Below are 14,473 nucleotides of genomic sequence, written 5' to 3' on the forward strand. Positions count from 1 at the left end.
CCTAGGGGGAATTAATATGCTTACCATCGGTTATATTGGGAATGGCAAAAGCACCAATCGGTATCATCTTCCTTTTTCATTGACCAGAGATCATTTGAAAGTAAAGACGATCTACGCCCGTAATCCAGATAAAGGGGAGTGGGAGAAAATCCCTGGCGTGCAGTATACAGATAATCTTGAATCTTTAATGAACGATAAGGAAATTCAGTTGATTGTTGTCTGTACACCTGTAGAATCCCACTACACTTATGCGAAAATGGCACTCGACCACGGAAAAAATGTACTTATTGAGAAACCCTTTATGTTAACGAAAGAAGAAGCAGTGTCCATCTTCCAATATGCCAAAGAGAAAAATCTGATTATACAGTGCTACCAAAACAGACGATACGATTCGGATTTTCTTACTACCAAGAAGGTCATTGAATCAGGAAAACTCGGTGATTTGTTGGAGGTGGAAATGCATTTCGATTATTACCGCCCTGAAACCCCCAACTCCACCTCTCATTTTTCCAAATATAACAGTTACCTCTATGGACATGGCGCTCATACCATTGACCAGGTTCTTTCCTATTTTGGGAAACCTGACACGATCCATTACGACGTGCGCCAATTGCTCGGTTCTGGAAGAATGAATGACTATTTTGATCTGGATTTTTATTATCCCTCACTCAAGGTATCCATTAAATCCAGCTTTTTTCGTTTAAAAGAGCGGCCGAGTTTTGTAGTATACGGCAAAAAAGGCGTTTTTATAAAGCAGACAAAGGATCGTCAGGAGGAGCATCTTAAATTATACTATCTGCCTAAGGGACACGCCGATTTTGGCATCGACCAGCCTGAGCATTATGGCATTTTAACGTACCTGGATGATGATGGTCAGTACCATGAAGAAAAAGTTGTTTCTGAAAAAGGAGATTATGCCCGAGTATATGACGATCTCTATCATTCGATCATACACGGCAAAGAAAAAGCGATTACAGATGAAGAAACCATAACTTCAATGGAAATACTTGAGAAGGGTATAGAGGAGTGTAACTAGAATGAAATTGGGAATTGTCGGAGCAGGAATGATCGTAGGGGATCTATTGAGCTTTATTCAGGAAATCCCGACGATCTTATTAAAGGCCATTTGTTCTAGGCCTAGCCATGAGGAGAAATTACTAGATTGGCAACATAGATATGGAATCTCTCAGATTTATTCGGATTACAGCAAAATGCTGAGGAATAATGACGTAGATACTGTCTATATTGGTTTGCCTAATCATCTCCATTATTCATATGCCAAAGAAGCATTACTGAGTGGTAAACATGTTATATGTGAGAAGCCGTTTACATCCAATGTGCATGAATTTCTAGAGCTAAAAGAAATTGCTCAGCAAAGAAAACTGGTATTGGTGGAAGCTATTACGAATCAATATTTGAAAAATTATTTGTCCATAAAGGAGTATCTGCCTAAACTTGGCGAGATTAAAATAGTTGAATGCAACTATTCTCAATATTCATCCCGGTATGAGGCTTTTAAAGCGGGAGTAATCCAGCCTGCGTTTAATCCGGAAATGTCTGGCGGAGCCTTGATGGATATCAATTTATACAATATTCATTTTGTTGTTGGCCTCTTCGGGAGCCCTAAGAAGGTAGAATATTTGGCGAACATGGAACGTGGAATTGACACTTCAGGCATACTGCTGCTTGATTACGGCGATTTTAAGTGTGTTTGCATAGGTTCAAAAGACAGTACGGCACCCAATGCAGTGAACATTCAAGGCAATAAAGGCTATGTACACATGGCAAGTTCAGCTAATATATGCGATTATTTTGAATACACTCCTAATAAGGAAACGCCCATCCAGGTGGACCTGAAAGATCATTCGCATCGTATGTATGACGAATTCGTTGAATTCGAACGTATCATCCGAGAAAATGATTTGGAAAAAGTCTCGGTTATGCTTGAACATAGCGAAAAGGTCATGAATGTCATTGAGAAGGCCAAACAGTCGGCCAATCTTGTGTTTGGTCCCGATAAACACAATCTTTAATGCTTGTACCTGAAATTGAAGAAGCAACTCGCTTGAGCTGCTTCTGACTCATGGATTTGAGAGTAGCAGATAGATACGTCTACTACTCTTTTTTGCCCAGATTCACAATTTCCGGTCCAAAAGCATGCCAATTTGCTCGGCCATCCTCTTCCCGAAGTTCATCTATTACTGGACAAGTACACTGGAGGGAAGGTAAAAGTGAGGGCTTAAACGTAAAAGGACCTGTTTTCGGGTGCCCTCAACCAACTATGATATTTTTCTCAAAATATTCGCACCAAATCCACTGCTTTGGTATGTTTTGACGAGATCACCAAGTCGTACAGAAAAGCCCAAGATACCGCTGCCCCTGTTCGTTCCACGGGGTACATCATACCATTGTCCGCTGACTTCCACCGCCCCGGTCGGATCATAAGTCACTTCCCCTTCCAACACATTGGTCCAATTATGACCACTGCCGTTGTCGCTTAATCCTGTCCACCAGATCCTATTGTTATTAAGGTGCCGAATGTAGTATATGCCTCCATCGTCGCCTTGCCAGGTTCCTGTCAAATCATACGCAGGTTGCCTCCAATGAGTTAGTGTAGGTACCTGATTGTAGTACATAGGTTGCACTCCTCTATTGAATTTATTATTCGTTACAGCATAAGTCCACAACAAGCAGCTTGCTTTACCATCGTTGCCATGTAGTTGTGATAATTCCACCGGATACCTTGGTCAACTGGTCTTCACTACGGGTTAAGACCAAGGTACCGTTGTTCCTGTTCCTTCCACGCGGTACATCGGCCCAATTTCCTGAGATTACCACTCCCTCTGGTCTAATCTGACGAATTCCATGAAACACGTGTGTCCAGTTTTGCCCACTGCCGTTGTCGCTAAATCCTGCCCACCAGACATGGGGGTCATCATGCCGAATGTAGTACACGCTTCCATCGTTGCCTCGCCAGATTCCCGTCATATCCGGTTCCTGCCGAGTCGCTTGTGCATTAACAAAAGACTCCCGATTGTGCATATGCCTGCAATGAGTTAGCGTAGGTACCAGATTGTAGTACACAAGTAGCACTCCTCTATTTTTTTTATTTGTTACAACATATGCCGACACAAAACAATTGAACCTAGGCAAATGCGATTTGAGATTAGAATTCTCAATGGTCCGATTCGAATAGTTAGGCGAGAGCAAATTGATGAATGGAATATGATGATTGAAATGAACAGCAGAGGGATTTTGTATGGAATTGCAGCTGATTTGCCTGCGATGCGGGAACAGAAATCGGGACACATCATTAACTTGTCTTCTATTGCTGGACATAATGTCTACCCAGACAGCACTGTATATTGCGCGATTAGGCATGCAGTCAAGGCTGATGGGCGCGAGATATACAGAGGAGTTGGAGAGAAGAACAGGTCTGTGATCTAATTCTTCAAGTCTTTCGTAGCTATGCAGGCTGATTTAAAGGAAACCCTTATTATTTTCAGAGAGTTGTACCGGGTAAAATCATCGGATTTACACGAAAATGATTTCGCCCGGTACGATATGTTTAAGTGAATAACTCCAACCACAGGCATTCTAACTAAAGTCTATCTCTCGATGAAACTTATACATCTCAATCACGAGGAAGTCTCTTTAGTTAGAGTGAATAATTGAGATGAGAAATCATATTTCTCCGCAATATTAAAATCCTGGTCAGCCTTATAAGGCGGGGTGAGTATAATTCCGATGTTCATTAACTCGCTGCCTGTGAAACGTCGATCCAGTTCTTCCACGAAATATACTGCCATTTCGTCCAGTCCGATGAGCTTTAGCCGTGAATAAGCTGCATTGGGGCGTGAGAGTACCTGGTACCAGCCGACGAGAGCATGCTCACGTTCTGCATCAATGGTCATCCAAGCTGTCTCATTTTTTTCAAAGGGACTTAGCAGACGGTAAAACGTTCCCTGGGTAACTAATCGTTGGTGACGTTTATACAGTTGTATTTGCTTTTTGATTATATTGCACTCTTCCTCGGTCAAAGCCAATGGATCAAGTTCGTAACCGAATACACCGAAGTAGGCGACATTTGATCTGGTTTGCAGCGGTGCGGTTCTGCCTACCTGGTGGTTCGGAATGGTTGACACATGAGCACCCATGCTGCTAAGCGGATAGGCCATGGAAGTGCCATACTGAATCTTAAGACGTTCAATAGCTTCGCTATCGTCGCTCGTCCATGTTTGCGGAGCATAATAAAGCATCCCTGGATCAAATCGTCCTCCACCGGAAGCACAGGACTCAAACAAAACCTCAGGGTATTTGGTAATCAGTTTCTCATATAAAGCATACACGCCTAGGACGTAACGATGGAAAAACTCGCCCTGTCTTTCCTTGCCCAGAGATAATGAATAGGCTTCTGAAATGCAGCGATTCATATCCCATTTTACATATTCGATATGAGCAGAAGAGAGCACGTCATCCATTAACTTAAACAGGTAATCCACAACAGGCGGTTGGGAATAATCAAGAACATACTGATGTCGTCCATGCTTGCGTTTACGCCCGGGTGTTCCCACAACCCAATCCGGATGTTCCCTCATAATATGAGAGTCGGAGTTAACCATTTCCGGCTCAAACCAAAGACCGAATTTCATACCAAGCTCATTGATCTTCTTTGCCAAATTCGAGATTCCGTTCGGTAGCTTTTCACGATTTTCAAACCAGTCACCGAGTGAGGAGGTATCATTGTTTCTTTGACCGAACCAACCGTCATCCAAGACAAAGAGCTCAATCCCTAGTTCACTTGCTTTTTTAGCCATATCCACTATTTTCTTTTCGGTAAAATCAAAGTAGGTACCCTCCCAGTTATTGATCAATACAGGTCGTTCCCGTTCAGCCCAGCTACTACGAATTAAGTGTTTATTGTACAAGCGATGGAACGCCTGGCTCATGCCGTTCAAACCGCTCTGTGAGTAGACCATAACTGCTTCAGGTGAATAAAAACATTCTCCAGGCTTCAGAGTCCAGCAGAATTTGTCAGGATGAATACCGAGGCTCAGTCGGGTAGTTGAGTAGCTGTCCACTTCCGCCTGGGCAAGAAAGTTTCCGCTGTAGACGAGATTCACTGCATATATTTCTCCTTGGTGTTCCTGAGATCCCGGTTTGGCAAGCGCCAAGAATGGATTGTGAATATGACTACTAATTCCTCGTGTGCTCCCAATGGACTGAACACCTGGTCTGAGTGGTGTACGCTCCACATGTCGTTCCCTACCCCATGCCCCCGACAAATGAATAATTTCATATTCGGAGTCAGGAAGATCAAGGCTCACGCTCATAAGACGATTGACTCTTAGAATACTATTTCCGGAATTCGTTATGGATACGGATCGCGTGATTACAGGCAGTTCACTGAAGATGGTGTATGCAAGCACGGCAACCGCTCCTGTAAGGGAATCGGTCAGCGTGATCAGGAGTGTCTCTGCTTCATTTGCTTCCTTACAAAACGTAGCAGGGAGATGGGGGATTTTAGGTTTCCCCGTGATGACCTCGTAACGGTCAAAGATGAACTCCATGACATGAGAACCGTCCTCCTGTATGATCTCAACTGCTGGTTCTCTAAAGTCTCCACTTCCCGAAGAAGGGAATTCCTGCTTGATGCTTTCCAATGATGTTACCAAGTCACCATCAAATTCACCGACAGACACAGAGCGGTAGCTTCGTTCAATAAAACGGTCATACTGACCTAGGTACTCCATTTTTTTGCCATAATATAAATGCTCCAATTGCCCGTTCTCCATGACACGGAAAAGATAACTGCAGTATTTGTTCGTTAAGTGAAATGTACGTTCCTTTGGGTTAACTTGTATACTAGCCATGTACATAGCCCCTTTCAAAATATAACAGTCCTGTTGAAAGCGTTATTATCGAACTCAGCATAACAAAGCCAGGGATAGAAAATACATTACTTTTTTTAAGTGTATTATGGGAAAAACAAAGAATCTTTCAAAGAAAATTTATTGTTAGATTCAACCTTTTTCTAAGTATTTGTCTTCCTTAACTTATGCTATACTGATAAATTAACAAACATAGATTCTATATTGGGCAAAGTACGGGGAGGGTGCGAATGGTCCAGAATACGATTCAGGATGTAGATACACATCCCAGTTCAGAGCATGAAAATATATCGGAACTGATTCTATAAAATTGTGGGATAGGCACATATAGAGAACAATTTCTTTGGTTTTGCTATATTAATCTATAAAAATATTGGTATTTGGAAGCGGTTTTCTTTGCTATCGTAAAATTACTGGTTTTTTCCTGCATGGTATTTTTAACGATTGTAGGAAGAATACTTTTTACGGGAGGAGAACCGCACGTGGATTTCATAACTACCTTTATTCCAGCTGTCGGCTGGGGAGTCATGCCGATATTGGCGTATATGACTAAAGCCAGTCCCCGAGAACAGCTGACAGGTACCGTTATTGGTGCTGTGCTGTTTGCCCTGTGCTTGTATATCATTCATCCAGCCTCATTAGCACCGATTTCTTTCGTGGTAAGTTTTATATCCGGTATTTTCTGGGCTGCTGGACAATTGCTCCAGTTTCGATCTTTCCAAAAAGTAAGCGTATCCATCGCCATTCCTGTAATTTGCGGTCTACAGTTGATAGGGACGACGTTATTTGCCGCACTTATCTTGGGTGAATGGATAACAGGTTACCAATATGGGATGGGTGTTGGTTCTCTTCTGTGTATTTTAGCGGGAGTTCTATTGACCAGCTATCAGGGCAAGTCTGCTGGGCTGTCTAAGCCTATGCCGTTACGAATTATCATGATGCTGGTTTGCTCCGGGTTAGCGTTAAGCAGTTATGTAGTTATCAATCAGTACTTTAATATATCTGGGCTGTCCGTCATTCTGCCGCAATCGCTCGGGATGTTATGCTCGGCCCTGGTCATAAATTTGAAAGGCAAACATCGGCTACGCTTCTCTCCAGTGCTTCGCAATTTGTTTACAGGATTGGTTTGGAGCATTGCTAATCTAGCACTATTTATTTCCAACGGTCTGATCGGCATGGCGGCTAGTTTTCCGATCTCTCAAGCGAGCATTGCAATTGCTTGTGTCGGCAGCATTTTAATATTTAAGGAAAAGAAAAGTCTTTATGAATGGTTAGCTATACTTGTGGGAATTACGGTGCTGATGATAGGAGTAGGAATGATTAGCCTGCTTAAGCCCTAGAGAGAATTTGTGGAGAAAAAAAGCCTATATATCAATAGGGCACGCTTTTCGGGATTGACAGAGGTATAGCAGCATGAGAAAATGTACGCGCGTACATAAAATAATTGGAGGTGGGCAATATCGTTTCGCGCAAGGAAGTAGCAGAACTCGCTGGCGTGTCTGAAGCGACGGTGTCTCGGGTATTGAACGCGACCGGTCCTATCAAGGAAGATACGCGGAAACGGGTCCTGGACGTTGCCAATCAACTTGGATATGTTCCCAGTGCATTGGCCCGCAACTTTGCCCGAAGCAAAAGCGGCCATCTTGGTGTGGTTATGCCTTATGTCCCGAAGGCGCACCTGTTCTCTGCTTATTTTTTCTCCGAGATGCTGAGCGGTATCGGTAACAAGGCCAGAGACAGCGGGCTCGATCTACTACTATTATTCCGAAAACCGGGCGAACGGATGGACTACAGCAGTCTTTTCCGTCAGCAAAAGGTCGACAGTTGTATCATCCTTGGAGCAAGGGATGACCACGATGAGGTGGAGGCTCTGAAGAGACTTCAGCAAGAGGGGCGACCGTTCTGTGTCATGAATCACCATTTTGAAGGGCAGTCGTTCTGTGAAGTGGATGCAGACCATGTAGAAGGAAGCCGGGCGGCTGTAAGTCATCTCATTGAGCAGGGATGCAAGCGGATAGCCTTTCTCAACGGTCCGGATATCTATTCCAACAGTACTGAGCGATTGAAGGGTTATCTCATCGCGCTTCAGGAGGCTGGTATTGAATATGACCATGAGCTGATTCTGGAAGGCAATTACAGTCGTCGAAGCGGGCTCGAAGCGTCGGCTACAATCGCAGACAAATTAGATGATATTGATGCCGTATTTGCAGCGAACGACCGGATGGCCCTCGGTGTAATGCAGGGTCTCCGTGAGCGCGGGCTGGCAGTTGAGCGGTTTCCAGCGTTTGTAGGCTATGATGACTCGGATGCAGCTGAGATGGCTGTTCCGCCACTAAGCAGTGTCCGTGTTCCATTTTATGAGATGGGGGAACTTGCAGCCTCGAAGCTTATACCCGATTCTCAGGATCTCACTCCGGCTCTGGAACTGACTGGGTGCGACTTAATCAGAGAACTCCTGTCCACAGAGCTGATTATTAGGGCGTCATCCATTCGTCAATAACATCATTCATCAATAATTCGTTGAAACTCATACCCATAAGGAGGATCACGACATGTCTAATCGTCTTCGTATTGGAATGGTTGGCTACAAATTTATGGGCAAGGCTCACAGCAACGCTTACCGTAGTCTACCCATGTTCTTCCCGGATGCCCCGCTGCAACCAGAGATGTCCGTTATCTGTGGACGTAACGAGCAGGGGGTTCAAGCAGCTGCCCGCCAGTTCGGCTGGAGCGAAAGTATTACGAATTGGCGTGATCTAGTGAAACGCAACGATATTGATCTTGTTGACATTAACGCCCCGAGTAATGCCCATAAGGAAATTGTCATTGAGGCTGCCCTCCATGGCAAGCATCTGTTTTGTGAGAAGCCGCTTGCGCTTTCATTGGCGGATTCCCGTGACATGCTGCAAGCAGCAGAGAAAGCAGGGGTCAACCATATGATTGGCTTCAACTACCGCTTTTCTCCGGCTGTCCAGCTGGCGAAGCAGCTCGTCGAAAGTGGTCGCCTGGGCAAAATTTACCATTTTCGCGCCTTTTTCCTTCAAGACTGGATTATGGACCCGTCCTTCCCGCTGGTATGGCGGTTGCAAAAAGAAGTGGCCGGTTCTGGCTCTCATGGTGATCTTGGCGCTCATTTGATTGATCTCGCTCGGTTTCTGGTCGGCGAGTTCCACGAAGTCATCGGCATGAGCGAGACGTTCATCAAACAGCGTCCGCTGGCTACGGAGATGAGCGGATTGAGCTCCAAAAGGAGTACCGAGGCCAATGCACCGATGGGAGAAGTGACGGTTGATGATGCCACATTGTTCCTAGCACGCTTTGCTGGAGGTGCGCTGGGCAGCTTTGAGGCCACACGCTTTGCAGCCGGACATCGGAGCACAAATTCATTCGAAATCAACGGTAGTCTGGGCAGTGTGCGGTTTGATTTTGAGCGGATGAATGAGCTGGAAGTGTATTTCACACAGGATGAGGAAGGCGTTCAGGGCTTCCGCCGCGTGCTCGCCACCGATCCGGCACACAAGTATTCCGAAGCCTGGTGGCCTGCAGGACATACAATTGGATTCGAGCATACCTTCACCCACGAGATGCTTGAGATGTTGAGTGCCATCTCCGAAGGGCGGCAACCTTCGCCGAACTTCCACGACGGGGTCGCTTGTCAGGCTGTGCTTGAAGCAGTAGAACGATCTATAGAGGAACGCCGTTGGGTATCCATTGAAGAAATGTAGTATAACAACACATTCCGAAAGGTGAGTGGATTACAGATGCACAAGGCACTGATTGTATGGGGTGGATGGAATGGACATGAACCGGAGCAGGTGGCCGCCATTTTTGAACGCATTCTGAAGGAAGAAGGGTTTGCGGTGGAGGTGTCCAGTACCCTTGAAGCGTATCAGGATGCGGAGAAACTGCTTGGCCTGGACCTGATCGTTCCCATGTGGACCATGGGACAGATTGAGCAGGAACTGATCAATAATGTCTCAGCAGCGGTTCAAAGCGGCGTAGGTCTAGCAGGCTGTCACGGTGGCATGTGTGATGCCTTTCGAAACAACGTGGACTGGCAATTCATGACAGGTGGGCAATGGGTTGCACATCCCGGCAATGATGGGGTGGAGTACATGGTAAACATAAAGCGTGGATCGAGCCCGCTGCTGGACCATATTGAGGATTTTCAGGTCAAAAGCGAGCAGTACTACCTCCATGTAGACCCTGCGGTTGAGGTGCTGGCAACCACACGCTTCCCGGTCGTTCCGGGACCTCATTCGGCCAATGGGCCAGTGGATATGCCCGTTGTATGGACAAAGCGGTGGGGAAACGGCCGCGTGTTCTACAATTCGCTAGGTCATCACGCAGATATCATAGAAATACCTCAAGTGACCGAGATGATGCGCAGCGGATTCCTGTGGACTGCGGCAGGCAATCAGGCGGCGACCAGCCGAGGTAGCTCGTTGGCAGAGGCATACACGGGTATGGCAGACAACCAGCAACAGTAGCGTGAACAGGATAGTATCCCATGTAAAAAAAGAATGCCATTATCCATTTTTTCTGAAGAAGAAGGGAGTCCAGGCATGAAAAAAATGAAAGTGGGCATTATCGGTTGCGGTAAAATTAGCGGAATTTATATGGAAAATTGCCATCTTTTCGACATTCTGGAGCTGTTCGCAGTAGCGGATCTGGACCAAAGTCGGGCAGAGGAGCAGGCGATAGCGTTCAACGTTCCGAACGTATATTCGGTAGATGAGATTTTGGCTGATCCGCAGATCGAACTCATCATTAATTTGACCATTCCGGCCGTTCACGCCGAGGTGTGTCTCAGAGCTCTTGAGGCTGGCAAGCATGTCTATGTGGAGAAGCCACTTGCCGTCACTCGTGAGCAGGGCCAGGCTGTCTTGGATCTTGCTCATCAAAAGGGACTACTTGTTGGCTGCGCACCGGAGACCTTCTTCGGCTCCGGTATACAGACATCATTGAAGTTGATTGAAGACGGAGTCATTGGGAATCCGGTAGCCGCTACGGCTTTCATGATGAGCCGTGGACATGAACATTGGCATCCCGATCCTGAATTTTATTATGCAGTCGGCGGTGGCCCGATGTTTGATATGGGCCCTTATTATTTGACAGCTCTGGTGCAATTGCTGGGACCGATTGCCACCATTTCGGGCATGACAAGCAAGGCGATAGATCAGCGAACGATTACGAGCGAGAAAAAGAGAGGCCAGACTATCCCAGTCGATATTCCGACCCATGTGGCTGGATTGTTGCGCTTCAAGCAGGGAGCTGTCGGTACGCTGATTACCAGCTTTGACATTTTTGGAGGTAGCACTCTGCCACCGATCGAGGTGTATGGTACGCATGGCACGTTGCAGGTACCTGACCCGAACACATTCGGAGGACCAGTTCGCTTCAGGCTGCTAGGCGAGCACAATTGGACAGAGGTACCGCTGCTGCCGGGTTACCAGGAAAATACACGGGGTATCGGAGTTGCTGATATGGCCTATGCTATCCGCAACGGACGACCTCACCGCGCCAGCGGGGAACTGGCCTACCATGTGCTGGAAGCGATGTGGGCGTTCCATGAATCTTCCGATCAGCAGACCTTTTATACGATGCAGAGCACATGTCAGCGCCCGGCGGCTTTACCGGAAAACCTGCCCTTATATACGTTAGATGTATAAAACAAGTACCAGCCTGAAGCTGACCTGCAGCATACAAGAATTATAAGACTGGAGGGGCTGTCCCAAAAGTCGGTCTGGGATTTGCGCATTCTGCTTTGATATTAAAAGAAGGCTCCAGCTCTGCTTTGACTGCGGCTTTGGAGTCTTCTTAGTTAACTTTTGAGACATCATGCTACATAATTTTACGCCTTGAACAAGTAATGCTATAAAAATAACATCACTACTGCGAGGAATGCGCTAGAATGGACCTTTTAGCTTGATTAGTTCTATAGTGTCGTTCTAATATAAAAGAAACATCAGCTTGACATCTATGTACTCTTAATACTACGGTGATGTGAATGTATTTTTAATTTTTCAAAAATAGATTTATAGATTGCTAAATTGTGAGCGAATAATATCAGACCAATTGCAATTTTTTGAAGAGGGTGAAAATATGTGTAGATATGCAATGTACGGTCCATACAAAGATATCTTTGCCTGCTTTGTTTGTAGGAAGGTATATAAGCAAACATCCCGCTTTGAGATTCCAAAGGAAAAATATGAGGGGATTGTCCATGTCTGTCCGCAATGCCAGACGCCCATGCATGGCATGGGGCATGATTTTCAGGCACCGAAGCAAACGGATATCAAGCAGTGGAAAAAGGTAGAGCTTTTGTACCAAAACGGATACTCTTATCATTCCTGCGGATGTGACGGTCCTGGGTACAGACCTTCCCGGTTACAAGATGTTCCTGGATTCCTGAAGGAACAGCGAAGGTTTGAGAATGAGGGGGAGGCATTACTGCATCGGCTTTTGCAGAGTTAATTGAATCGAGCAAGTAACAAACATGGACTATTCGTAGTGTTGCCATAAGGAGGTCATCATGAGAAATTGTGCGCTATACAGCTCCACCTTTGATCTGGATCAGGTTGAGAGACTATTAGAGTCGATTTATCCCAATAACAAGATACACGTGAATGAAAGCAAAACTAGATTTGAGGTCAAAAGCAAGGGCTGGTTTAATAAGAAAGTCAAAGGCTTTAACATAATGACCAGCAAAACGAATCCGGAGGAGTTTGCCTCCATGCTTAACGGAATGATAAATTTTTTCAGTCAGATTCCTGCTGAAAACGAACATTTGCAGCAAAAGTTGCTAATCAAGATGAGTACGCTAAATATGGTGATTGGTGTGGAGACCGAGGAGGATATATCTGAAGCCTTTTTTGCCGAATTACTTGATATCATAAATTCGTTGGACGGGCTGATGTTCTGGGGTGGCGGTAGTTTGCTTGCACCTGATGGAAGTCTGTTATTAGATGTCAATGGGCGTTCGGAAGTGGAAGATTATACAGTTACTGCTCATGTCAGTTATTTGCACGGAGAGGACCCAATTAGCGAATCCGGGATGGAGCGGAAGCTGCGGTCGGAAAAGAAATTGGTCGATCAAGGCTTTACGCAAATGCCGCCGATCCCAGGCAGGCTAGGAGATGAAGCCGCAGACAGCATCCGTTCTCTCAAGGAAGTGGCTGGCCGTGCCGTTGCTTTGTGTATTGTAGCACTGAAAGGCGAGTGTATCGGTGCGGGCGAAAGCAAGGATGATACGAAACGGATGATTAATCAAGTGACTGATCAGTATGGCGCGGACCGTTTCTTTTCACCGGAAGAGAAGAGGTTCTTATCCAATGATGATGTCGATGAGTCGGAGGGCATCCAGTTCTCCTGGCGTTATGAAGGCTTTTGGACTCTGTTATGGGCTTTGGGCCATGTTGAGAAGCTAGGTGACCCAACTGGGATTTGCGACGTGCCGTTGTCTGTTTCAAAACTGCAGCAATTTGACTCATTTGAGGCTTTTCTGTCAAGCTCAAGGCCGCGCAGCAGCAAGGAAATTTTAGATGAAGCCGATTTAATTTGTCGTTACGATTGGATGTGTGTGGATAGCCGCATTCATAAACAGCCAGCCCCTGGAAATCTGGATGATGGTGTAGTGTATGAACGTCATCGTGTGCTTAAATGGCTCACCAGTTACATGGGACAGGATTGGGATGATGTGCGCACAGATACATAATAGGAAGTCTAGAAACATCAATCCTCTACCAATTAAGTAGAGGATTGTTTGGTGTGGGGCACTTTACTTAAAATTCATGACGTTGACCGTAAATTCGCAATTCACTGATCTCAAACATCGTACTTTGCGGCTCAATCATGGGAAGCTGGTCGAAACGCAGCACAGGGATGGTATATGGCCCATCTATGTACTCGGCCTTTTCCCGGTACTTCTTTAATGAATCCACTCGGCAGGGAAACAGCGATTCAGAAGTGTATATGGACTGAAGACGGCTGGCTGCGCCTGAGTCATGGCGGCAAGTTACCGACTCTGGGGACAGAAGCTCCGAACATGCCGAGCCATCCTTTTCCAGCCGAAGAACCTAGAGACCACTTCATCATCAATCTATCATTTACGGCGATTATTTTTTCATAGAGGCTATGTTCAAGCTCAAGGGTAGCGATTTATATTTCTGGTAAACAAGATTACAATCCTGAGAATAACGAGTTGAATCGACAATTATACAAATATAACAATACTAGACAAGACAACTGCTGGGAGAAAGTTGTCTTGTTTTGCACTTTTAGGAGCCATGCTATGGAGTTAGGAAAACAGATTTTAAAACTTTTTAATCATCAAGGAATAGTACTGGAAAACAAAAATATATATGCTTTAGGTCGCTTTGATAAAATCTCATCACTGGGAATGATACAGAAAATCTATTAAAGCGAAATAATTGAAGTTGTAAAAGAAAGCGGTTACTTTAGGGTTGTTCTACGTTTGTTTGTTTTGGTCCCAATTATGATCGGAAAGGAGAAGACTTTACCGTGCCTCAGGGATGGAGAATGGAATTGAAATCTATGAGAATGCAGGGGTAACCAATTAG

At 45.4% G+C, this 14,473-nt stretch carries 15 protein-coding genes; 12 read left to right on the forward strand and 3 right to left on the reverse strand.

Annotated elements, in window-relative coordinates:
• Nucleotides 1-16: 16 nt before the first annotated feature.
• A complete protein-coding gene (locus tag OIU26_RS20425) occupies nucleotides 17-1,036 on the forward strand; it encodes a Gfo/Idh/MocA family oxidoreductase (protein ID WP_025678525.1) in 1,020 nt (339 codons plus the stop codon).
• A gap of 1 nt (nucleotide 1,037) precedes the next feature.
• On the forward strand, nucleotides 1,038-2,033 hold the full coding sequence (locus OIU26_RS20430; RefSeq protein WP_264217833.1) for a Gfo/Idh/MocA family protein: 996 nt from the start codon (nucleotides 1,038-1,040) through the stop codon (nucleotides 2,031-2,033).
• Between the two features lie 246 nt (nucleotides 2,034-2,279).
• Here the strand turns inward: OIU26_RS20430 and OIU26_RS20435 are convergent, their stop codons facing one another.
• Entirely contained in the window at nucleotides 2,280-2,636 is a 357-nt protein-coding gene (locus OIU26_RS20435; RefSeq protein ID WP_014599796.1) for a hypothetical protein, read from the reverse strand.
• A 64-nt stretch (nucleotides 2,637-2,700) separates the two neighbouring features.
• Complete coding sequence (locus tag OIU26_RS20440; protein ID WP_264217834.1) at nucleotides 2,701-3,084, reverse strand: hypothetical protein; 384 nt, start codon at nucleotides 3,082-3,084, stop codon at nucleotides 2,701-2,703.
• Nucleotides 3,085-3,153: 69 nt separating this feature from the next.
• On the opposite strand from OIU26_RS20440, the gene OIU26_RS20445 reads away from it, so the two are divergent.
• Nucleotides 3,154-3,447, forward strand: a complete 294-nt coding sequence (locus OIU26_RS20445) for an SDR family NAD(P)-dependent oxidoreductase (protein ID WP_264217835.1) — start codon at nucleotides 3,154-3,156, stop codon at nucleotides 3,445-3,447.
• A 191-nt stretch (nucleotides 3,448-3,638) separates the two neighbouring features.
• Here OIU26_RS20445 and OIU26_RS20450 read toward each other — a convergent pair whose 3' ends face one another.
• Nucleotides 3,639-5,873 (reverse strand): alpha-galactosidase, encoded by a 2,235-nt coding sequence (locus OIU26_RS20450; protein WP_264217836.1) that lies wholly within the window; start codon nucleotides 5,871-5,873, stop codon nucleotides 3,639-3,641.
• A 500-nt stretch (nucleotides 5,874-6,373) separates the two neighbouring features.
• On the opposite strand from OIU26_RS20450, the gene OIU26_RS20455 reads away from it, so the two are divergent.
• From OIU26_RS20455 to OIU26_RS20495, 9 genes are all read left to right on the forward strand, one after another.
• Nucleotides 6,374-7,231: a GRP family sugar transporter gene (locus tag OIU26_RS20455; RefSeq protein ID WP_264217837.1), complete on the forward strand. Its 858-nt coding sequence runs from the start codon at nucleotides 6,374-6,376 to the stop codon at nucleotides 7,229-7,231.
• A 104-nt stretch (nucleotides 7,232-7,335) separates the two neighbouring features.
• Nucleotides 7,336-8,391: a LacI family DNA-binding transcriptional regulator gene (locus OIU26_RS20460; protein WP_080683406.1), complete on the forward strand. Its 1,056-nt coding sequence runs from the start codon at nucleotides 7,336-7,338 to the stop codon at nucleotides 8,389-8,391.
• Between the two features lie 52 nt (nucleotides 8,392-8,443).
• Complete coding sequence (locus OIU26_RS20465) at nucleotides 8,444-9,616, forward strand: Gfo/Idh/MocA family protein (protein ID WP_264217838.1); 1,173 nt, start codon at nucleotides 8,444-8,446, stop codon at nucleotides 9,614-9,616.
• Between the two features lie 36 nt (nucleotides 9,617-9,652).
• A complete protein-coding gene (locus OIU26_RS20470) occupies nucleotides 9,653-10,381 on the forward strand; it encodes a ThuA domain-containing protein (protein WP_264217894.1) in 729 nt (242 codons plus the stop codon).
• Between the two features lie 75 nt (nucleotides 10,382-10,456).
• The gene (locus OIU26_RS20475) at nucleotides 10,457-11,563 is read left to right on the forward strand and encodes a Gfo/Idh/MocA family protein (protein WP_264217839.1); all 1,107 of its coding nucleotides are present in this window, start codon (nucleotides 10,457-10,459) and stop codon (nucleotides 11,561-11,563) included.
• Nucleotides 11,564-11,996: 433 nt separating this feature from the next.
• Nucleotides 11,997-12,368: a hypothetical protein gene (locus OIU26_RS20480; RefSeq protein ID WP_264217840.1), complete on the forward strand. Its 372-nt coding sequence runs from the start codon at nucleotides 11,997-11,999 to the stop codon at nucleotides 12,366-12,368.
• Between the two features lie 58 nt (nucleotides 12,369-12,426).
• Nucleotides 12,427-13,608, forward strand: a complete 1,182-nt coding sequence (locus OIU26_RS20485; protein WP_264217841.1) for a DUF4272 domain-containing protein — start codon at nucleotides 12,427-12,429, stop codon at nucleotides 13,606-13,608.
• Nucleotides 13,609-13,782: 174 nt separating this feature from the next.
• Nucleotides 13,783-14,022: a hypothetical protein gene (locus OIU26_RS20490; RefSeq protein WP_342212798.1), complete on the forward strand. Its 240-nt coding sequence runs from the start codon at nucleotides 13,783-13,785 to the stop codon at nucleotides 14,020-14,022.
• A 162-nt stretch (nucleotides 14,023-14,184) separates the two neighbouring features.
• Nucleotides 14,185-14,313, forward strand: a complete 129-nt coding sequence (locus tag OIU26_RS20495) for a hypothetical protein (protein ID WP_013371320.1) — start codon at nucleotides 14,185-14,187, stop codon at nucleotides 14,311-14,313.
• Nucleotides 14,314-14,473: the final 160 nt, after the last annotated feature.

Origin of the sequence: Paenibacillus sp. BT-177 (genome assembly GCF_025846815.2) — a bacterium.
Classification (GTDB): domain Bacteria; phylum Bacillota; class Bacilli; order Paenibacillales; family Paenibacillaceae; genus Paenibacillus; species Paenibacillus polymyxa_C.